Genomic DNA, 19229 nt, shown 5'->3' with positions numbered 1-19229 from the left:
ACGCGGGAGGCAGCCAGGGGGTAGAAAGCGCATAGCTTACTACGCCTAATGCAGGTTTTTTGTCGCATTGACTACCACCTGGCGACGCCCGCCATCGCGGCGCTCGCGCGTACCGAGGAAATCTACAAGGCGCAGAAGTTCAGCGACCACGCGCCCATCACCGTCGGGTACGAGCTGTCGCTCTGAATTCAGGAGCTATTCGCGCCGGGTGTTCGGCGTTTTCCGTGCGCTTTCGCATGGAAAAGCTTACATATCCAGCGCGAACAGCTTCTATTTTCACAGCGACCTGCTTACTGGCGCCCGGCCATGTAACGCTGCGCCGCCTCCCAGCCCAGTTCGGCCAGCGGTCCGGCCTTGGCGCCTGTTTCCACCGCATCGGCGGCCGCGGCATTGCCGTCCTGCGCCCGCTGGGCGATGCCGTGCAGGATGGCCGCCATGCGGAACAGGTTGTAGGCCAGGTAGAAATCCCAGTGCTCCGCCGCCTGGCGTCCGGTGGCCTGCTCGTACCAGCCCACGTACTCGCTTTCCTGAGGGATGCCCAGCGCCGCGAGATCGAGCCCGCCGATGCCGCGCCACAGGGTGGGCGGGATGCGCCAGGCCATGCACTGGTAGGCCAGGTCGGCCAGCGGGTGGCCCAGCGTGGACAGTTCCCAGTCCAGCACGCCGATCACGCGCGGCTCGCTGGGGTGGAACACGAGGTTGTCCAGGCGGTAGTCGCCATGCACCAGCGTGGTCTCGTCGTCCTGCGGCAGGTGCTGGGGCAGCCAGTCCATGAGCCGCTCCATCGCCGGCGTGACGGGCACCGTGGCCTCGCGGCACTGGCGCGACCAGCGCGCGACCTGGCGGCCCACGTAGTTGCCAGGTTTGCCGTAGTCGGCCAGGCCCACGGCGGCGTAGTCCACGGCGTGCAGCGCGGCAATCACGCGGTTCATCTCGCGGTAGATGGCGGTGCGCTGGGCCGGGTCCATGCCGGGCAGCGACTGGTCCATGAGCACGCGGCCCTGCAGAAACTCCATCACGTAGAACGGCGTGCCCAGCAGCGCCGCATCGTCGCAATAGGCCAGCATGCGCGGCACGGGCACGGCCGTGTCCTGCAGCGCGCGCATCACGCGGTACTCGCGGTCGATGGCGTGGGCCGATGCGATCAGCGCCCCCGGGGGCTTCTTGCGCAGCACGTAGTTGCGGCCTTCCGCCGTGGTGATGCGAAAGGTGGGGTTGGACTGCCCGCCCGCCAGTACCGTGGCCGCGAGCGGCCCCGTGCCCGCCAGGCCCTGCGCGCGCAGGTAGTCGCCCAGCGCGTCCAGCGGCAAAGAAGTGGACGCGCCGCTCATAGCGAACTCACCAGGTGCGCGCCGTCGACCGCCACCGTGGCGCCCGACATGGCGGCGCCGGCGTCGGACGCCAGCAACAGCAGCGGCCCGTCCAGGTCCGTCAGCTCGCCAAAGCGCCGGCTGGGGATGCGGCTGCGCAGCTTGTCGCCCGCCTCGCTGGTGAGGAAGTCGCGGTTCAGGTCGGTCACCACGTAGCCGGGCAGCAGCGCGTTCACGCGGATGCGGTGGCGCGCCAGCTCCAGCGCCATGGCCTTGGTGGCCTGGACCACGCCGGCCTTGGAGATTGCATACGGCGCCACGCCGCCCGCCACGCGCTCGCCCAGGATGGAAGCCACATTGACGATCGCGCCGCCCTTGCCCGCGGCCACCATGCGGCGCGCCGCCTCGGTGGCGACTAGCCAGCAACCCTTGAGGTTGGTGTCCAGCACCTGGTCGAAGTCTTCTTCGGTCTGCTCCAGCAGCGGGCGCGTCACCGTGACGCCCGCGTTGTTGATGACCACATCGGGCACGCCCCAGGCGCCCACGGCGTCCAGGCACGCGCGCACGCTGGCGGCGTCCGTCACGTCCAGCGTGAACGCCCGCGCCTCGCCGCCCGCGGCGGCGATGTCATCCACCACGCCCTGCAGCTTGTCGGCCCGGCGCGCGGCGACGGCTACGCGAGCGCCTACCGAAGCCAGCAGCCGCGCGAAATGCTGGCCCAGGCCACTCGATGCGCCGGTGACCAGCACCACGCGGCCGTCCAGACGAAAGGGCGTCAATGCATCGCTCATGCCACCTCCTTGGCTGCGGCGGCCTTCTCGGCCATGTGCACGAGCTTGCGCGCCATGCTCCAGCGGTGCACCTCGCTCGGGCCGTCGTAGATGCGAAAGGCCCGCATGTCGGTGAAGATGCGCATCACCGGCGTCTCGCCCGTCACGCCCTGCCCGCCCAGGATCTGCACGCTGCGGTCCACCACGCGCCACTCGGCCTCGGAACACACCACCTTGGCGCGGCTCGATTCGAAGTTGCACTTCTCGCCCTGGTCCAGCATCCATGCGGTGTGCCAGATGTGCAGGCGCGCGGTGTGCAGGTCCATGTCGTTGTCGGCCAGCATGTAGCCCACGCCCTCGTGCTCGGCCAGCGGCTTGCCGAAGGCGTGGCGCTTGCGCGCGTATTCCAGCGCCGTATCGTGCGCGCGGCGCGCCTGGCCCAGCCAGCGCATGCAGTGCGTGAGGCGCGCGGGCGCCAGGCGCACCTGCGCGTAGCGAAAGCCCTTGCCCACCTCGCCCAGCACATCGGCTGCGGGCACGCGCAGGTTGTCGAAACGCAGCACACCGTGCCCGCCGGTGAAGCAGGCATCCATGGCGTCCATGTTGCGCTCCAGCACGATGCCGGGCTTGTCCATGTCGGTCAGGAACATGGTGGCCGAACCGTCCTCCATGCGCGCCATGACGATGGCGTAGTGCGCGCCTTCTGCGCCGGTGATGAACCACTTGCGGCCGTTGATCACGTAGTCGTCGCCATCCCGCACGGCCGTGGTGTCCAGCATGGACGGGTCCGCCCCCGCGCCCGGCGCGGGCTCGGTCATGGCGAAGCACGAGCGCCAGTCGCCGGCCACCTGGCCGCGCAGCCAGCGCTCTTTTTGCGCGGGCGTGGCCACCTCTTCCATCAGGTGGATGTTGCCCTCGTCCGGCGCGTGAATGTTGAGCGCCGTGGGGCCCAGCCAGGAGTAGCCCGCCTCTTCAAACACCACGGCCTTGGCGACATGCGACAGCCCCAGCCCGCCCATGTCGCGCGAGGCGTGGGGCGTGAGCAGCCCGGCCGCCCTGGCACGCGCCACCAGCTCGTTGCGCAGCGCCTCATCGGGGCCGTGGTGCGACTGGCGCCCGTCGTTTTCCAGCGGAATCACCTGTTCGGCGATGAATTGCCGCACCTTGTCGCGCAAGGCGAGCAGCTCGGGGGAGAGGGAAAAGTCCATGCAGGGCCTCTTTGAAATGAAGCGCCAGAACGCCTGGCGCGTTGCAGATGATATTGTCAGACAATATTGGAAACAAGCCCTGTCACGCTGTGATAATGTTTGTCCTCCTTCCTGCCGCCCGCCCATGTTGCCCACCCTGCCGCCCGAGCCCGCTGACGACGCTCCCGAAATCGCCCCCGTGACCGCCGCCGACGCGGTGTTCCACGGCATCGTGCAGGGGCTGGCGCAGCAGCGCCTGGTGCCCGGGCAGCGGCTGGTCGAGGTGGATCTGGCCGCGCAGTTCGGCGTCAGCCGCGCGTCGGTGCGCGAGGCACTGCAGCGCCTGGCCGCGCAGGGACTGGTCGATTTGCACCGCAACAAGGGCGCCGCCATACGCAGCCTTTCGGCGCAAGAAACGCTGGAAGTATTGGACGTGGCCGAGCGCATGACCGGCCTGCTGGCGCGCAGCGCGGCGCGGGCGATTGCCGCGGGAGCACCGCCCGCCCCCATCGAGGCGGCGCTACAGCAACTGCACGAAGCCGACCGCAGCCAGGATGCAGACCGCTTTGCCAGCGCCCGACGCGCCTTGTACCGCGCGCTGCTGGCCACCAGCGGCAGCCGCGAGCTGCGCCGCCTGCTGCCCTCCATCCACATGCCCATCGTCTATGCCCAGCACCGCCCCGCCACGCTGCAGCAGGTGCGCATGCGCGACTACCAGGCCATGTGCCAGGCCATCCTGGCCGGTGACGCAGCCGCGGCCGACGCCGCCGGCATGCAGCATGTGCGCAATGTGCGCGAGGCCATCGCACCCGCGCTGCAGGCGGACGACATGCGTTTTGCATGAAATATGCCTCCAGCGCTTGTTTAACAAGCGCTGGCAGCTATTGTTTTTGAATAAGCAACGCGCCGCAGCGCCGACGATCCGCAGCCGCGCGACAATCGCCGCATGCTGCAATACCACACCGTCCCCGTCACCCCGTTCCAGCAGAACTGCTCCCTCGTCTGGTGCGACCAGACCCAGGATGCCGCGGTCATCGACCCCGGCGGCGATCTGGATGTGCTGCTGGCCGAAGCGCAGCGCCTGGGCCTGCACCTGAAGGCCATCTGGCTCACGCACGCGCACATCGACCACGCGGGCGGCACGGGCGAGCTGGCGCAGCGGCTGCACCTGCCCATCATCGGCCCGCACGAGGGCGACCAGTACTGGATCGACGGCCTGGCGCAGCAAAGCGCCATGTTCGGCTTTGCGCCCGCGCAGCCCTTCACGCCCACGCGCTGGCTGCATGACGGCGACACCGTCGCCATTGGCCATGAGTCTTTGAGCGTGCGCCACTGCCCGGGCCACACGCCCGGCCATGTGGTGTTCCACGCGCCGCAGATCGACCGCGCCTTTGTGGGCGACGTGCTGTTTGCCGGCAGCATCGGCCGCACCGACTTTCCGGGCGGCAACCACCAGCAGCTGATAGACAGCATCACCCAGAGGCTGTGGCCCATGGGCGACCAGACGGTGTTCATTCCCGGCCACGGGCCGGAAAGCACCTTTGGGCGCGAGCGGCGCAGCAACCCCTACGTGGGCAATACCTGAATCAATCCACTATTAATTCAATAGCTTGCAACGCTTGCTGGATAAGCGCTGCAAGCTATTTTGGCTACAAGGCGCTTACCGTCCCAGTTCCTTGGCGCTGACGCCCGCGATGCCCCAGTTTTCCTTGGGAACATCGTGGATCCAGACGCGCACGTTGGCGGGCGGCGCGCCCACTGCATCGACGAGGGCCTGGGTCACCTTTTCGATGACGGCCTTCTTCTGCTCCTCGGTGCGGCCTTCGAGCATGTAAATCTGGGCAAAAGGCATGTGCGTGACTCCTGGGAAATCAATCAAGTTGCAGCCCAAGGCTGCGGATCAGGGGGCTCCAACGCTCGTTCTCGGCGCGGATGAACTGCGCAAACTGCTGCGGCGTATTGCTGCGCAGATTGGCGTGGATGGACTGGAAGGCCGCCTGCACCTCGGGCGTCTGCGTGCCGGCCGCCCAGGCCTGGGCCAGCCGGTCGGCCATGGACGCCGGCATCGCGGCGGGTGCTATCAGGCCAAACCAGTTTTCCACGACAAAGCCCGGGTAACCGGACTCGGCCACCGTGGGCACGTCGGGCAGCGCCGGGGCGCGCTGCGGCGAAGTCACGGCAATGGCGCGCAGCTTGCCCGCTTTGATGTGCTGGAAGGTGGTCACCAGCGAGCTTTCCATGCTCAGCATGACGTTGCCTGAAATCAGGTCGGGCACGATCTGGCTGGAGCCCTTGTAGGGCACATGGGTCAGCGCGATTTCGGCGCGCTTTTGCAGCAGCTCCGCCGCCAGGTGGTTGCCGGTGCCCACGCCGGAGGTGGCGTACAGCAACTTGCCTGGGTTGGCCTTGGCATAGGCCACCATGCCGGCCAGATCGGTAAAGGGCGCGCGCGGATTGGCCACGATGACGTTGGGGGTCGTGCCGACCAGCGAGATGGCCTGCAAGTCCTTTTCGACGTTGAAGGGCAGCTTGGCATAGAGATACGGCGAGATGGCCAGGCTGCTGATGGCCGCGATGCCTAGGGTGTAGCCGTCCGGCGCGGCCTTGGCCACCGCGTCGGTGCCGATGTTGCCGCCCGCCCCGGCCTTGTTCTCGACCACGAACTGCTGGCCCAGCCGGTCGCCCATGGCCTTGGCGGCCGTGCGGCCCATGATGTCGGTGGGGCCGCCCGGCGGAAAGGGCACGATCATGCGCACCGGCTTGGCCGGGTAGCCGGATTGCGCCCAGGCGCTGCCCTGCAGGCTGGCGCCGAATGCGGCCAGCGCGCTGGCCGCCATGAAGTTGCGTCGTTGCATGGTTTGTCTCTGGTTGTCGTTATGGAATGGCCCAGGTGCTCAGGCTCAGGCAAAGCGCAGCGACACGCTGCCCATGCCCTGCACGCGCAGGCTCACGCTGTCGCCCGCCGCCACGGCCACGGCCTCGGTGGCGCCGCCGGACAGGATCAGGCTGCCGGCCGGAATCTCCTGACCGCGCCGGCCCAGGTGGTTGGCCAGCATGGCAATCGCCGCCGCCGGGTGGCCGAGCACGGCCGCGCCCGCGCCCAGGGCCACGGGCTCGCCGTTCTTCTCCAGCACCAGGCCGACGGTGCGCAGATCGACATCCTGCGGCCGCATGGGCTGGCCGCCGACCACGAAGCGCGCGGCCGAGGTGTTGTCGGCCACCACGCTCTTCAGGTCGAACTTGAAGTCGCGGTAGCGGCTGTCGATGACCTCGATGCCGGGCATGACGAAGTCGGTGGCGGCTAGCACGGCGCCGATGTGGCAGCCCGGCCCTTTCAGCGCGTGCTTGAGCACGAAGGCGATCTCGGGCTCGACCTTGGGGTGGATCAGCGCCTTGGTGTCCACCGCCGCGCCCTCGGCCACGGCGTAGTCGTCAACCAGAAAGCCGAACACCGGGTCGGTCACGCCCATCTGCTGCATCTTGGCGTGCGAGGTCAGGCCCGCCTTCAGGCCGACCACGCGCGCGCCGCGCGCCAGCTTGCGCTGCAGGATGGCGTCCTGGATGGCGTAGGCGTCGTCCCAGTCCATGTCGGGATGGGCGTCGGTGATCTTGGGGGTGTCTTTCGCCTGCAGCTGGCAGTTTTCGAGGTGCTCGGCCAGCTGTGCGATGGTGTCTTGTGCGAGTGCCATAGGTGTAGCTCCAATCAGGCGTTGACGGTCAGGCCGCGTGCGCGCGCCATGGTGAGGGCGGTGTCTTCGATCATGTCTTCCTGGCCGCCGACCATGCCGCGGCGGCCCAGCTCGACCAGCAGGTCGCGCGCGGGAATGCCGTATTTCTTTTCGGCGCGCTTGGCAAACAGCAGGAAGCTGCCGTACACGCCGGCGTAGCCCAGCGTGAGCGCATCGCGGTCGATGCGGATGGGGAAGTCCATCAGCGGCACCACCAGGTCTTCGGCCACGTCCTGGATCTTCCAGACGTCCACGCCGGTATCGATGCCCATGCGGTCGAGCACGGCCACCAGCACTTCCAGCGGCGTGTTGCCCGCACCGGCGCCCAGACCTGCAGCGGCGGCGTCAATGCGGTTGGCACCAGCCTGGATGGCGGCGATGGAGTTGGCCACGCCCATGGCCAGGTTGTGGTGGCCGTGAAAGCCCAGCTCGGTCTCGGGCTTCAGGGCGGCGCGCACGGCGGCAATGCGCTCGGTCACCTGATCGGGCAGCAGGTAGCCGGCCGAATCGGTGACGTAAATGCAGTTGGCGCCATAGCCTTCCATCAGCCTGGCCTGCTTGACCAGACCGGCCGCGTCGTTCATGTGCGCCATCATCAGAAAGCCCACCGTGTCCATGTCCAGCTTGCGCGCCATGGTGATGTGCTGCTCGCTCACGTCGGCCTCGGTGCAGTGCGTGGCCACACGGATGGTGTGCACGCCCAGGCCGTGGGCCATCTTCAGGTGATCGACGGTGCCAATGCCCGGCAGCAGCAGCGCAGAGACCTTGGCCTGCTTCATCAGCGGAATCACGGTGCCCAGGTATTCCTCGTCGCTGTGCGCAGGAAAGCCATAGTTGACCGACGCGCCGCCCAGGCCGTCGCCGTGGGTCACTTCAATCAGCGGCACGCCCGCGGCATCCAGCCCTTGGGCCACGGACTTCATCTGCTCCAGCGTCATCAGGTGGCGCTTGGGGTGCATGCCGTCGCGCAGCGTCATGTCGTGCAGGGTGATTTTCTGTGTCATTTCAGTGTCCTCGTGTGGTGTGGCACATGGGGGAATCCACTCCCTCTCCCGCTGGCGGGAGAGGGCGGGGGTGAGGGTGGCTTATTGACTTGGGCGCAGCGCCCGTTCACCCCCTCACCCCTGCCCTCTCCCCCACGGGGGAGAGGGAGTAATACCCTCAAGCTGCTTGCAGGCTGAGCTTGCCGGCCAGGATTTCCTCGGCAAACATCTCCGCCGTGCGGGCGGCGGCCGCCGTCATGATGTCCAGGTTGCCCGCGTACTTGGGCAGGTAGTCGCCCAGGCCCTCGACCTCCAGGAAGACCGAGACGCGCTGACCGTCGAACACCGGCCCGTTGACCAGCTTGTAGCCGGGCACGTATTTCTGCACCTCGGTGATCATGGCGTGGATGGATGCGGTGATGGCCTCGCGGTCGGGCTCGCCCTCGGTCAGGCAGTGCACGGTGTCGCGCATGATCAGCGGCGGCTCGGCCGGGTTGATGATGATGATGGCCTTGCCCTTCCTGGCGCCGCCCACTTTTTCAATCGCCCCCGCCGTGGTGCGCGTGAACTCGTCGATGTTTTTGCGCGTGCCGGGGCCGGCGGATTTGCTGGACACCGTGGCGACGATTTCGCCATACGCCACCGGCTGCACGCGGCTCACGGCCGCCACCATGGGAATGGTGGCCTGGCCGCCGCAGGTGACCATGTTGACGTTCATCTCGCCCTTGCCGACATGCTCTTTCAAGTTGACCGGGGGCACGCAGAACGGGCCGATGGCGGCGGGGGTCAGGTCGATCATCAGCGCGCCCTGCGCGTTGACCTTGCGCGAGTTCTCGGCGTGCACGTAGGCGCTGGTGGCGTCGAACACGATCTGCACGCCGTCGGCCTTCATGTGCGGCACCAGGCCATCGACACCCTCGGCGGTGGTCTTGATGCCCATTTCGCGGGCGCGCTTGAGGCCGTCGGATTCAGGGTCTATGCCCACCATCCACACGGGCTCCAGCACGGGGCTGCGCTGCAGCTTGGCCAGCAGGTCGGTGCCGATGTTGCCGGGGCCGATCAGGGCGCATTTGATCTTGCGGGTCATACTTTTTTCCTCAAATAAAACGGACGGAGCAGCCGCCGATGCCGCCAATGGTCACGCGCAGGTTGTCGCCCGCCTGCACCGGCACCATGATTCCGAGCGAGCCCGACAGCACGACCTCGCCCGCCTCCAGCGCGATGCCGTGCGCGCCCAGGGTGTTGGCCAGCCAGGCCACGGCGTTCGCCGGGTGGCCCAGGGCGGCGGCGCCCGCGCCGGTGGCGACGATGTCGCCGTTCTTCTCCAGCACCATGCCGCAGGTGCCCAGATCGACGTCGCGCGGGTCCACCAGGCGGTCGCCGAGCACGAACACGCCGCAGGATGCGTTGTCCGCCACGGTGTCCTGGATCTTGATCTTCCAGTCGCGGATGCGCGAGTCAACGATCTCGAAGCAGGCCATCACGCCCTCGGTGGCGGCCAGCACGTCGGCGGCGGTGACGCCGGGGCCTCGCAGCGTTTTCTTCAGCACAAAGGCGATCTCGCCCTCGGCCTTGGGCTGGATCAGCGTGCTGGCGGCAACGGCCTGGCCTTCGTTGAAGACCATGCCGTCGGTGAGCCAGCCGAAGTCGGGCTGGAACACGCCCAGCATGTCCATCACCGCCCGGCTGGTGACGCCGACCTTTTTGCCCACCACGCGCTCGCCGGCGTCCAGGCGGCGCGCCAGCATGCGCTGCTGGATGGCGTAGGCGTCGGCGATGGTGATGTCGGGGTGGCGGGTGGTCAAAGGCTCCACCACCTGGCAGCCCGCGAGGGCCTGGTACAGCTCGTCGCCGAGCTGCTCGATCTGTTGGGAGTTCATGGCCATGGTTTTGCTATATAAAAAGTAGCTGCTTACGCTTGATGGATAAGGGCTTGAGGCTGATTTGGCTTAAATTCCTGCCTCACAGCTTGATACACACGTTCTTGAGCTCGGTATAGAACTCCAGCGAGTGCACGCCGCCCTCGCGGCCTATGCCCGACTGCTTGGAGCCGCCGAACGGCGTGCGCAGGTCGCGCAGGAACCAGCTGTTGACCCAGGAGATGCCGACCTCCATGCGCTGCGCCACGCGGTGCGCGCGCGACAGGTCGCGCGTCCAGATGGCGGTGGCCAGGCCGTACTCGTTGTCGTTGGCCTTGGCCAGCACCTCGTCCTCGGTGTCGAAGGGGGCGATGTGGCAGCAGGGGCCGAAGATTTCTTCCTTGATGACGCGCGCCGTCTCGGGCAGGCCAGTCCAGATGGTGGGCTGCACCCAGCAGCCGTCCTTGAGTTCGCCCGGCATGTCGGGCACGCCGCCGCCGGTGACCACCGTGGCGCCCTCCTGCACCGCCAGCTGGTAGTACGACAGCACCTTGGCCTGGTGCTCCTTGCTGATCAGCGGGCCGAGCTGGGTGTCGGCGCCCTCGGGCACGCCGATCTTCCAGCCCTCGACCTGCTGCTTCAGCGCGGCGACGAACTTGTCGAAAATCGGGCGCTCGACATAGACCCGCTCGGTGCCCAGGCAGACCTGGCCGCAGTTGACGAAGGCCGAGCGCAGCGTGCCCTCGATGGCGGCGTCAAAGTCGCAGTCGGCAAACACGATGGCGGCGTTCTTGCCGCCCATTTCCAGGCTGACGGGGCGCGCGCCCTTGGCGGCGGCCTTCATGATGACCTCGCCGGTGCGCGTCTCGCCGGTGAAGGTGATGGCGTCGATGCCGGGGTGGCTGGTGACGAACTCGCCGGCCGAGCCGGGGCCGAAGCCGTGCACCACGTTATAGACCCCCTTGGGGATGCCGACGTGGTTCATCACCTCGCCCAGCAGGGCGGCGGTGCGCGGCGTTTCCTCGGACGGCTTGACCACCACCGTGTTGCCGCAGGCCAGCGCCGGGCCGACCTTCCAGGTCATGAGCAGCAGCGGCAGGTTCCAGGGGCAGATCACGCCGACCACGCCCACGGGCTTGCGGTAGCCGTAGTTGATGGCGCCGCGGCCGTCGGGCGTGGCCATCTCGAAGAACTCGGTGGGCACGTTCTTCACCACGTCGGCAAACACCTTGAAGTTGGCGGCGCCGCGCGGAATGTCGATGTGCGAGGCCAGGCTCCTGGGCTTGCCGGTGTCGGCGCATTCGGCCTCCAGGAACTCGTCGAAGCGGCGCGTGATCTCGGCCACCAGGGCCTCCAGCAGCTCCACCCGCTGGGCCAGCGTCATGCTGCCCCACGGGCCCTTGAGCGCGGCGCGCGCGGCGGCCACGGCGGCGTCCACCTCGGCCTGGCCGGCTTCGGCCACCTGGCCGATCACCGCGTTGGAAATCGGCGTGCGGTTGTCGAACCACTTGCCGGTGGCGACGAACTCGCCGTTGATGAAGTTCAGGATCTGTTTGGCTAGCATGTCACTCTCTCTTTTCTACAGGTGGGCGGGGCGGGCCTGCACGCGGGCACCGGCCCCATCGTCACGTTGTCCTCGCAGCGATGAGGGCAACGATAGGCGGCAGTCTTCATACTGTCCAATACCGAATTTTGCGAAATCAATACCTCCGAGGTATGAAAAACAGGGGTGCCCATGGACTTGCGGCAGATGAAATACTTTTTGGCCCTGGCCCAGGAGCTGCACTTCGGGCGCGCGGCGCAGCGGCTGCACATGGCCCAGCCGCCACTGACGCGGCAGATACGGGCGCTGGAGGAAGAGCTGGGCACGGCGCTGTTCCTGCGCACGCCCAAGGGCGTGGAGCTGACGGCCGCGGGCCAGACGCTGCTGGACGAGGTGCCCAACATCCTGTCGCTGGCCCAGCGCGCCGACGAGCGCACCCGGCTGGCGGGCGCGGGGCTGATAGGGCGCCTGGACGTGGGCATCTTCGGCTCGGGCGTGCTCGACGTCATCCCCCGGCTGCTGGCGGACTTCCACCGCCAGCGCCCCGACGTGCGCCTGGAGCTGCACAACATGACCAAGGCCGAGCAGCTGCAGGCGCTGCGCGAGCGCCGCATCGCCGTGGGCTTCAACCGGCTGGTGCAGGCCGAGCCCGGCCTGGGCGTGCAGGTGGTGCTGCGCGAGCCGCTGGTCGTCGGCCTGCCCGAGACCCACCCGCTGTGCGGGCGCGCCCAGATCGGCCTGCGCGAGCTGAGCGGCGTGCCGATGATCCTGTACCCCAACGCCCCCCTGCCCGGCCTGGCGCAGGAGGTGACCGCCGCCTTCGCGCGCGAGGGCGCGCGGCTGGAGGTGGCGCAGGAGGTCGAGGACGTGCTGACCTGCGTGGCCCTGGTGGCCAGCGGCTTTGGCTGCTGCATCACCACCCAGTCCGCCATGAGCCTGCGCCTGCCGGGCGTGGCCTACAGGCCGCTGCACTCGCGCCAGCTGCGCGACATCGCCCTGTGCTGCCTCTACCGCACCGATGACGGCTCGCCGGTGCTGGCGGCCTTTTTGCGGGTGGTGCAATCCTTCGCCGCGCGGCAGGGCGCCGTGGAGCCGTAGCCAGGCAGGCATGGCCTCAAGCCTCCGCGCCTTCGGCCAGGAAGTCGCCGACCAGGCGGGCAAAGCGCGCCGCGTGCTCGATCTGCGTCCAGTGGCCGCAGCGGCCATAGACATGCAGCTGCGATTTTTCAATCCATTGGGCCAGCGTGAGCGAGGTGGACAGCGGAATCACCCGATCCTCGCGCCCATGCACGATCAGGGTCTCGTGCGCAATGCGGCGGATGTCCTGCTCGGGGCTGGTCAAGGCATCGACCCAGCGCTGGCGCGGCGCGGGGAACATGGCCGCGAACGACTCCTGGAAGCCCGGGCGGATGCTGGCCTCGTAGCGCAGCTGGGCCAGCTCGTCGTTCACCAGGGAGCGATCCCAGGCGAAGAAATCCATGATCGCGCGCATGTTCTCGAACGAGGGGGTGTAGCCCCAGACGGCGTCCAGCCCCTCGGTGAGGGTGAACGGCACGCCCACGCTGCCCATCAGCACCAGGCGGCGCACGCGCTCGGGGTGGCGTATGGCCAGCGCCAGCGCCAGCCCGCCGCCGAACGAGTTGCCCACCAGGTCGGCGCGCGCGATGCCCAGCGCATCGAGCAGGCCCACGGCCTGGCGCACCCAGGCGTCCATGCCGTAGGCAAAGCCCTCGGGCCGCTCGCTGAAGCCGAAGCCCGCCATGTCGGGCGCGATCACGCGCGCGCGCTCCGACAGCGCGGGCATGACGAGCCGCCAGTTGGCCCAGGCCGACACACCCGGGCCGGAGCCATGGATCAGCAGCACCGGATCGCCGCTGCCCACGTCGTGGTAGTTGGTGCGGATGCCGGCCGCCACGATGGAGTGCGCGACCTCCGGGTTGTGCCGGACTGGCTGGTCAGGATGAGAGACAGACATTTTTCGACTTTCGTGTGGAACCCCCGCGAGCGCGCGGCGCGCATGCGCGGGGGGTATTTGCGGGGTATGACAGATCAGGCATCGAGGCCCAGGGCCTGCAGGCCGGCCCGCGCAATGGCCTCGTCCTGCGCCTCGCTGCCGCCGGACACGCCAATGCCGCCAATGCGCGCCCCGTGCTCCACGATCGGCAAACCGCCGCCGAAGGCCACGAAGCGCGGGCGCAGCACCAGCCCCTGGCGCACGGCCTCGGAATGCGAGGCCAGCGCCGCGTGCCAGGCGCCCGTGGGCAGGCCGAAGCTGGCGGCGGTATAGGCTTTGTCGTTGGCAATATCGATGGAGTGCAGCGGCGCGCCCGCCATGCGCGCAAACGCAGCGGGCAGGCCCGCGGCATCGACCACGGCCACGTTGACACGCAGGCCCAGCGCCGTGGCGTGCCGCACCGCGGCCTCCACGGCGCGCAGCGCGGCCGGAGCGTCGATGACGGGCTGCGGCACCGAAGCCGTGTGCGGCATCTGCGATACCTGCGGCATCTGCGACATACGCTCCTCCATCAGAAGGCTTTCACGACCGAGAAGCGCAGCAGCGAGCCCTTGGACTGCGGGCCGGTGCCGGCCTCGGCGCGCAGTTCCTTGTAGAGCGCGCCCTTGAGGAACAGGCCCGCGCCCGGCACGGGATAGACCACCTCGGCGCCCAGCGCATGGCGCGATGCCTTGTGGGTGCTGGCGCCCGGCCCGCTGTCTTCGCTGGTCTGCCACTGGCTGTAGCCCACCAGCCCCGCCTGCCAGGTGCCGAAGGACTTGCCCACCCCCCACTCCATCGTGAGTTGATTGCCCGGGCGCAGGCCCGCGTCGTTCTTGCCGTTGCGCTCGAAACGCATCAAGGCCGACCCGGTCCAGGTTTTGGCGCTGTCGAAGTAATAGGTCAGGCCACCCGTGAGCATGGTGCTTTTGAAGCCCTTGCCCGGCGATGCGGGGTGGCTGGTGCTGGCGCTGTCCAGCCACACGCCGGCGGAGGCCACGGCGTCCCATTGCTGGCCATGCCAGCCCAGCACCAGCGGGCCCAGATACACGTCGCCCACGCCCGAGCGGGTGTCGGAGATGCCCGCCGCGTTGATGGTGAGCGAGGTGCGCATTACCGGCACGATGGCCTCCATGCCGTAGTCGGCGCCCAGCAGCTTGTATTGCGAGATCCACACAAAACGGTTGGACAGCGCCGTGACGGTGCCCCGGTTGTGGCCCGGCAGGTTGCTGCTGGTGCCCGGCGCGCGGAAATCGTCAATGTTGTAGTTGACGAGGTAGCCCAGGTAGTAAAAGCCGGGCGGCGGCACGCTGGCGCCCTGCAGCCCTTCCACGCCCGGCACGTAGTGCCCCTCGGCCTGCGCGCTGCTGACGGCCAGACCGCCTGCCAGGGCAAGCGCGGCAATGACCCTGTGTTTTTTCATGCTGTGTTCCTTGTGCATGGATGCGCGCCCGATCAGGTATAGACGTCCGTGAAGGACGGCACCAGATCACCCGTGTGATAGAAGATGCCGCTGCCCATCTTGTCCTCGCTCCAGGTGGTCACTGGGCGGTCGGGCTGCGCCAGGTAGCCCAGTCCGGCAAAGGTTTCGTTGCGGTTGCCGCTGGGGTCGAAGAAGTAGATGGTCTCGCCGCGCGTGATGCCGTGGCGCGTAGGGGTCACATCTATCTTGACCTTCTTCTTGGCCATGACGTCGGCGGACTTGAGCACGTCGTGCCACGAATCCAGGAAAAACGCGATGTGGTGCAGGCCGCTGACGGGGCCGCCCACAAAGGCGATGTCGTGTGGCGTGGACGTGCGCGCCATCCAGGTGGCGGCCTGCATGTCGCCCTGGGGGCCCACCAGCACCTGCTCGGTCAGGAAGAAGTCCAGGCATTCCTTCATGAAACGCGTGTTGTCCTGCACGGTGTTGATGCCGGCCTCGGGGTTCATCTCGCACATCAGCAGCAGGTGGTCGAGCCAGTGCGCGCCCGCGCCCCGGACACCGTCGGGCCACGGGTCGGGATTGACAGTGCCCACATCGGTGCCCACGTATTCCTTCATGGCGTACAGGCGCATTTCGTGGCCGCTGGGCAGGTTGAACTGCAGCATGCGGCCGGTGGAGGGCAGCGTGCCTTCAGGCAGCAGCGTGGTCTTGATGCCCCAGGCCTCGATGCGTGCCTGCAGCGCCTCCAGATCCTCGTCTTTCTCCACCTTGTAGGCAACGTGGTTCAGGCCCGCCCGGTCGCTGGGGGTCAGGATGATGGAGTATTTGTCCCACTCGTCCCAGCATTTCAGGTAGACGTTGCCCGCACTGTCCTTCATGACGGTCTTGAGGCCCAGGACCTCTTCGTAGTGCTTGACGGCAGCAGCGATATCCATGACCCGCAGGCTCGCGTGGCCGATTCTCAGTACACCCATTTCATGTCTCCTCTTGGTTGATAAATCTTCAATGACTCAATTGGCTGGACGTTGCGCCACCGAGGCGGCACTGCCCAGAAACGGTTTGCGCAATCGGGCGGCCACTTCCAGGCACACCGCCTGGGTGGGCGCCACGCGGCAGGCCAGCGTGTAGCCTTGCGCTTCTTCTTCGGTGCTGACATGCGCCCGGCTCACGGGGCCCAGCGGCTGCACGCCGCCCTCGACGATGCGCACCTTGCACACGCCGCAGCCGCCGTTGACGCATCCCACGGGAATGCCCTTGCGGCCCAGCCGCAGCATGCCCTTGAGCAGGCTTTCGTCGGTGGCGCAGGCATAGCAGTCACCGGTCTGCGCGACATGCACATCCACGGTCGGTCGTTGGCTCATCCACATGCCGGCCTCCGTCAGACGCGCTTGAACAGCGGGCTGCGCGCGCCCTGCGCATCGGCGGCCGAGAGGAACTTCTCGGTGTAGATGTCGCGCTCGAACAGCCGCCCCTGCATCAGCGTGGCAATGCAGGCCTCGACCATGGGCGGCGGGCCGCACAGATAAGCCTTGTGGCCCGCAAAGTTGCCCTGGAAGTGCGCCTGCGCGGCCTCATGCACAAAGCCGCGCGCGCCGCTCCAGTCCGAGCCCTCGGGCTCGGCTGACAACGACGGCACGTAGGTGAACTGCGGGTGCTGCTGCGCGAGTGCGCGAAATTCATCGTCGTAGTACAGCTCGTCGCGCGAGCGCTGGCCATAGACCAGCGTGACCGGCTCCGTGCAGCCGCCAGCAAGCAGCGCATGGATCATGGAGCGCGGGCTCGACAACCCCGAGCCGCCCGCCAGGAACACCATCGGCAGCCGCGCCGAACGCCGCACAAAAAAGCGCCCATACGGCCCGGCCAGGCGCAGCCGCGCGCCTTCTTGCAGCTGCTCGTGCAGCCAGGTGGTGCCGGCACCGCCGGGCACATGGCGCACGTTGAGCTCAACCTGCGCGCATTCGCCATCTGCGCCCGGCGCGTTGGCGATCGAGAAGGCGCGGCTTTGCCCCAGGCCCGGAATCGCCAGCTGCACATACTGCCCCGGCTGAAAGCGGATGGGCTTGTCCAGCCGCAGGTGCAGCGCCTTGATGGTGGGCGTGAGCCGCTCGATGCGCTCCACCGTGGCCGCGAAGTCGCGCACGGGAATGATTTGGGCGTCGGGCTCCTCGTCAATGTCGGCCTCGATGGTCGTATCGCACTGCAGCGTGGCGCAGCAGGCCAGCGTCTTGCCCTCGTCGCGCTCGAAGTCCATCAGCGCGAACGGGTTGGCGGCACCGTGGTCCACATCGCCGTCGGCAACCTGCACCTTGCAGGTACCGCACAGGCCGTGGCCACAGGCGTGGGGAATGTAGATGCCCTGGCGCAGCGCGGCGTCGAGCAGGGTCTGGCCCTCTTCGACATCAATCGTTGCGCCCAAGGGCTCGATGGTCAGTTGGTAGGTCATGGCATGGACGCGGGGCCCGGGGGTAGCCCCCGGGCTTCCCTCACCGAATGGGACTTAGCTGCACGTACCCTGGATGCCGGTCAGGCCCGGGGTGCGAAAACGGATCGCGTCCTTGTGCTGAAGGCCATTGGCCTGCAGCGACTTGGCCGGATCGGGCGTCCACGGCTGGCCGGACTTGAACCACTCGACCTGGGACCAGTCGATCTTGGCAAAGTCGGGGTGCTCGCCGTACACGCCGGGCAGCACGCCCTGGGCCAGCGCGCCGAACGGGGTATCCGGCGGCAACGGCAGGCAGACCGGTGATGCAAACATCAGGTGGTCCTCCCAGCCGATGTAGAGCAGCGGTGCGGGGAAGTTCTCGCGCCGGTCGCGGGCGGGAAAGTCGTAGGGTTTGACAGCAACGACGCTCATGCCTTGTCTCCTTGAACAGCATCACCACGCCAGGCGGCAAAGTTCTTCTGGTCTTCCGAGCCTTCAAAGTCGAAGTTGTCCCGGCCCACCTTCAGGTCGTAGTAGTCCATCACGGCAGCCATCGGGTCAAAGCCCTCCACCGTCGGGTCGGTGCCCGCGGGGAAGCAGTTGCCCTGGTAAATCTGGTGCACGGGCAGCCAGGCTTGCGAATATTTCTCGGGCTCGTTGTCAAAAATTTCTTTGCAACCGTCGCTGCAGAAGTGGTACTTGTCGCCGTGGTAGTCGGACTCGCGGTAGCAGATCTTGGTCGGATCGCCGGGCTCGGTAAAGAACATGGGGACCTGGCAGATGGTGCACAGCATGGGCAGCGTCTTGTTGTAAAAGCGCTTGCCCTGTTGCTGCTGCGCGTGGAAATGCTCGAAGCGCGGCCGGTAGTACTTGTCGAAGGTGTCGGGGTACTTCTCGGACAACCAGTTCAGCTCGTCTTCCTTGGGAATCCAGGTGTGGAACGGGGCGGCGGCCGCGTAGTTGTAGAAGCCGCTCCAGGCCTGGTGCGTGATGTGGTCCTTGCCGGCGCAGGCTTCCTTCCAGCCCTTGGGTTCGCGGATGCCATAGCGGGCCAGATCGCGGAACAGGGCGCCGCCGTTTTCCTCGCCGTACATCTCCCACGCTTCCTTCCAGCTCATCACGCGCTTGGGCAGCATGTAGTCCTGCATCATCCCGACGATGGTGAGCAGGCGGTAGCCGCGCCAGAGCCACTTGTCGATCCACTTCTGCACGATCGGCACGTTGGCCGGGTCCTGCTCGAGCATGAACTTGATGCACTCGATGCCCAGGGTCATGTGACGCGATTCGTCGGACTGGGCCGAGAAGCCAAACGTCACGGTGCTCATGTCGCCGTTGTGGGCGGCGCCGGACATGAAGGGCACGAACAGCAGGTTGGTCAGCACGTACTCGAACGAGAAGCTCACGGCGGTGAGGAACTCGAACGGCCCTGCGGTGGAGGCGTCTTCAAAAAACGACTTGGGCACGGACAGGTACCACACACGGTCAAACATGTGGGGTGCCTGGTGCAGGCCATTGAAATACTTGTTGTAGTGCGACAGGGCGTGGGTTTCGGTCTGGCAGTGGCGCAGCTCGTCAATGGACTGCATCTGCGCGGCAACGCGGGCACCGGCACCGGTGAAGTGGCGGCCCACATGGGCAAAGCCGCGGTGCGCGAGGTACTCTATCGGGGTCACGGCCTGGAAGAAGATCTTGATCGCATTCACATAGCGCGCATCCGAAATACCCAGCTGGCCATTGTTCTGCGCAAAGGCCTCGATCACGGCATAGAGCTTCTTTTCCTTCTCGCCCTGGTATTTCCAGTAGGCGTCCATGGTCAGGCGAAACGGGTCTTCCCATTTATCCCAGTCGTGGATCTTGATGCCTTCGTACTTGTCGAACGGAAAGACCTTGTCCATGGGCTGGTAGGTCGTATCCCAGGCCAGGCCGCGCGTCATGGCGGCGTAGCGGTCCTTGAGGCCCAATTTCTTCTTGATAGCAGGTGCGTCCATGGTGTTATCTCCTGGTTGTT

At 67.2% G+C, this 19229-nt stretch carries 21 protein-coding genes and 1 pseudogene; 4 read left to right on the top strand and 18 right to left on the bottom strand.

The window, feature by feature from the left end:
* Positions 1–63: 63 nt before the first annotated feature.
* Positions 64–186: pseudogene (locus K2L43_RS01330) on the top strand (exodeoxyribonuclease III); the annotation flags it as partial.
* Between the two features lie 104 nt (positions 187–290).
* On the opposite strand, the gene K2L43_RS01325 reads toward K2L43_RS01330, so the two are convergent.
* The 3 genes from K2L43_RS01325 to K2L43_RS01315 are packed head-to-tail and all read right to left on the bottom strand — an operon-like array spanning position 291 to position 3288.
* Positions 291–1331 carry a phosphotransferase gene (locus K2L43_RS01325; RefSeq protein WP_220638354.1) on the bottom strand — a complete coding sequence of 347 codons (1041 nt, stop codon included), beginning with the start codon at positions 1329–1331 and terminating at the stop codon, positions 291–293.
* Positions 1328–2101, bottom strand: coding sequence for an SDR family NAD(P)-dependent oxidoreductase (locus K2L43_RS01320; protein ID WP_047350384.1), 774 nt, complete (start codon positions 2099–2101; stop codon positions 1328–1330). The genes K2L43_RS01325 and K2L43_RS01320 overlap by 4 nt, the downstream gene beginning before the upstream one ends.
* Positions 2098–3288, bottom strand: a complete 1191-nt coding sequence (locus K2L43_RS01315) for an acyl-CoA dehydrogenase family protein (RefSeq protein ID WP_220638353.1) — start codon at positions 3286–3288, stop codon at positions 2098–2100. The genes K2L43_RS01320 and K2L43_RS01315 overlap by 4 nt, the downstream gene beginning before the upstream one ends.
* A gap of 124 nt (positions 3289–3412) precedes the next feature.
* On the opposite strand from K2L43_RS01315, the gene K2L43_RS01310 reads away from it, so the two are divergent.
* Together K2L43_RS01310 and K2L43_RS01305 are read left to right on the top strand one after the other, a co-directional pair.
* Positions 3413–4111, top strand: coding sequence for a GntR family transcriptional regulator (locus K2L43_RS01310; protein WP_011803695.1), 699 nt, complete (start codon positions 3413–3415; stop codon positions 4109–4111).
* 102 nt (positions 4112–4213) lie between these two features.
* Complete coding sequence (locus tag K2L43_RS01305) at positions 4214–4852, top strand: MBL fold metallo-hydrolase (protein WP_011803694.1); 639 nt, start codon at positions 4214–4216, stop codon at positions 4850–4852.
* Between the two features lie 75 nt (positions 4853–4927).
* Here K2L43_RS01305 and K2L43_RS01300 read toward each other — a convergent pair whose 3' ends face one another.
* The 7 genes from K2L43_RS01300 to K2L43_RS01270 all read right to left on the bottom strand — a co-directional run bounded on the left by K2L43_RS01300 (position 4928) and on the right by K2L43_RS01270 (position 11401).
* Positions 4928–5119 carry a 2-hydroxymuconate tautomerase gene (locus tag K2L43_RS01300; RefSeq protein ID WP_011803693.1) on the bottom strand — a complete coding sequence of 64 codons (192 nt, stop codon included), beginning with the start codon at positions 5117–5119 and terminating at the stop codon, positions 4928–4930.
* 19 nt (positions 5120–5138) lie between these two features.
* Positions 5139–6122, bottom strand: a complete 984-nt coding sequence (locus tag K2L43_RS01295) for a tripartite tricarboxylate transporter substrate binding protein (RefSeq protein WP_135149498.1) — start codon at positions 6120–6122, stop codon at positions 5139–5141.
* A gap of 45 nt (positions 6123–6167) precedes the next feature.
* On the bottom strand, positions 6168–6956 hold the full coding sequence (gene dmpH / locus K2L43_RS01290) for a 2-oxo-3-hexenedioate decarboxylase (RefSeq protein ID WP_220638352.1): 789 nt from the start codon (positions 6954–6956) through the stop codon (positions 6168–6170).
* Between the two features lie 14 nt (positions 6957–6970).
* Complete coding sequence (gene dmpG / locus K2L43_RS01285) at positions 6971–7999, bottom strand: 4-hydroxy-2-oxovalerate aldolase (protein WP_047350379.1); 1029 nt, start codon at positions 7997–7999, stop codon at positions 6971–6973.
* 157 nt (positions 8000–8156) lie between these two features.
* Positions 8157–9065, bottom strand: coding sequence for an acetaldehyde dehydrogenase (acetylating) (locus K2L43_RS01280; RefSeq protein WP_220638351.1), 909 nt, complete (start codon positions 9063–9065; stop codon positions 8157–8159).
* Positions 9066–9075: 10 nt separating this feature from the next.
* Positions 9076–9858, bottom strand: a complete 783-nt coding sequence (gene dmpE, locus K2L43_RS01275; protein WP_196994574.1) for a 2-oxopent-4-enoate hydratase — start codon at positions 9856–9858, stop codon at positions 9076–9078.
* Between the two features lie 82 nt (positions 9859–9940).
* Positions 9941–11401: a 2-hydroxymuconic semialdehyde dehydrogenase gene (locus K2L43_RS01270; protein ID WP_196994575.1), complete on the bottom strand. Its 1461-nt coding sequence runs from the start codon at positions 11399–11401 to the stop codon at positions 9941–9943.
* A gap of 171 nt (positions 11402–11572) precedes the next feature.
* Between K2L43_RS01270 and K2L43_RS01265 the strand changes: the two genes are divergently transcribed.
* Positions 11573–12478, top strand: a complete 906-nt coding sequence (locus tag K2L43_RS01265) for a LysR substrate-binding domain-containing protein (protein ID WP_196994576.1) — start codon at positions 11573–11575, stop codon at positions 12476–12478.
* A 16-nt stretch (positions 12479–12494) separates the two neighbouring features.
* On the opposite strand, the gene K2L43_RS01260 is transcribed toward K2L43_RS01265, so the two are convergent.
* The 8 genes from K2L43_RS01260 to K2L43_RS01225 all read right to left on the bottom strand — a co-directional run bounded on the left by K2L43_RS01260 (position 12495) and on the right by K2L43_RS01225 (position 19209).
* Positions 12495–13355, bottom strand: coding sequence for an alpha/beta fold hydrolase (locus K2L43_RS01260; RefSeq protein ID WP_196994577.1), 861 nt, complete (start codon positions 13353–13355; stop codon positions 12495–12497).
* A 74-nt stretch (positions 13356–13429) separates the two neighbouring features.
* Complete coding sequence (locus K2L43_RS01255) at positions 13430–13885, bottom strand: heme-binding protein (protein WP_231403478.1); 456 nt, start codon at positions 13883–13885, stop codon at positions 13430–13432.
* Between the two features lie 20 nt (positions 13886–13905).
* Positions 13906–14796 (bottom strand): transporter, encoded by an 891-nt coding sequence (locus K2L43_RS01250; protein WP_220638350.1) that lies wholly within the window; start codon positions 14794–14796, stop codon positions 13906–13908.
* A 32-nt stretch (positions 14797–14828) separates the two neighbouring features.
* Positions 14829–15773 carry a catechol 2,3-dioxygenase gene (locus K2L43_RS01245; RefSeq protein WP_220638349.1) on the bottom strand — a complete coding sequence of 315 codons (945 nt, stop codon included), beginning with the start codon at positions 15771–15773 and terminating at the stop codon, positions 14829–14831.
* Between the two features lie 36 nt (positions 15774–15809).
* The gene (locus K2L43_RS01240; protein ID WP_047350241.1) at positions 15810–16160 is read right to left on the bottom strand and encodes a 2Fe-2S iron-sulfur cluster-binding protein; all 351 of its coding nucleotides are present in this window, start codon (positions 16158–16160) and stop codon (positions 15810–15812) included.
* Between the two features lie 17 nt (positions 16161–16177).
* Positions 16178–17242 carry an NADH:ubiquinone reductase (Na(+)-transporting) subunit F gene (locus K2L43_RS01235; RefSeq protein ID WP_220638348.1) on the bottom strand — a complete coding sequence of 355 codons (1065 nt, stop codon included), beginning with the start codon at positions 17240–17242 and terminating at the stop codon, positions 16178–16180.
* A 54-nt stretch (positions 17243–17296) separates the two neighbouring features.
* Positions 17297–17653 (bottom strand): phenol hydroxylase subunit P4, encoded by a 357-nt coding sequence (locus K2L43_RS01230; protein WP_024538558.1) that lies wholly within the window; start codon positions 17651–17653, stop codon positions 17297–17299.
* Positions 17650–19209 (bottom strand): aromatic/alkene/methane monooxygenase hydroxylase/oxygenase subunit alpha, encoded by a 1560-nt coding sequence (locus tag K2L43_RS01225; protein ID WP_220638347.1) that lies wholly within the window; start codon positions 19207–19209, stop codon positions 17650–17652. The genes K2L43_RS01230 and K2L43_RS01225 overlap by 4 nt, the downstream gene beginning before the upstream one ends.
* Positions 19210–19229: the final 20 nt, after the last annotated feature.

It is taken from the genome of Diaphorobacter sp. MNS-0 (assembly GCF_019602835.1).
In the GTDB taxonomy this organism is placed as follows: domain Bacteria; phylum Pseudomonadota; class Gammaproteobacteria; order Burkholderiales; family Burkholderiaceae_C; genus Diaphorobacter; species Diaphorobacter nitroreducens.
Note: the sequence above shows the minus strand (reverse complement) of the source record. Positions and strands in the feature narration are given on the sequence as shown.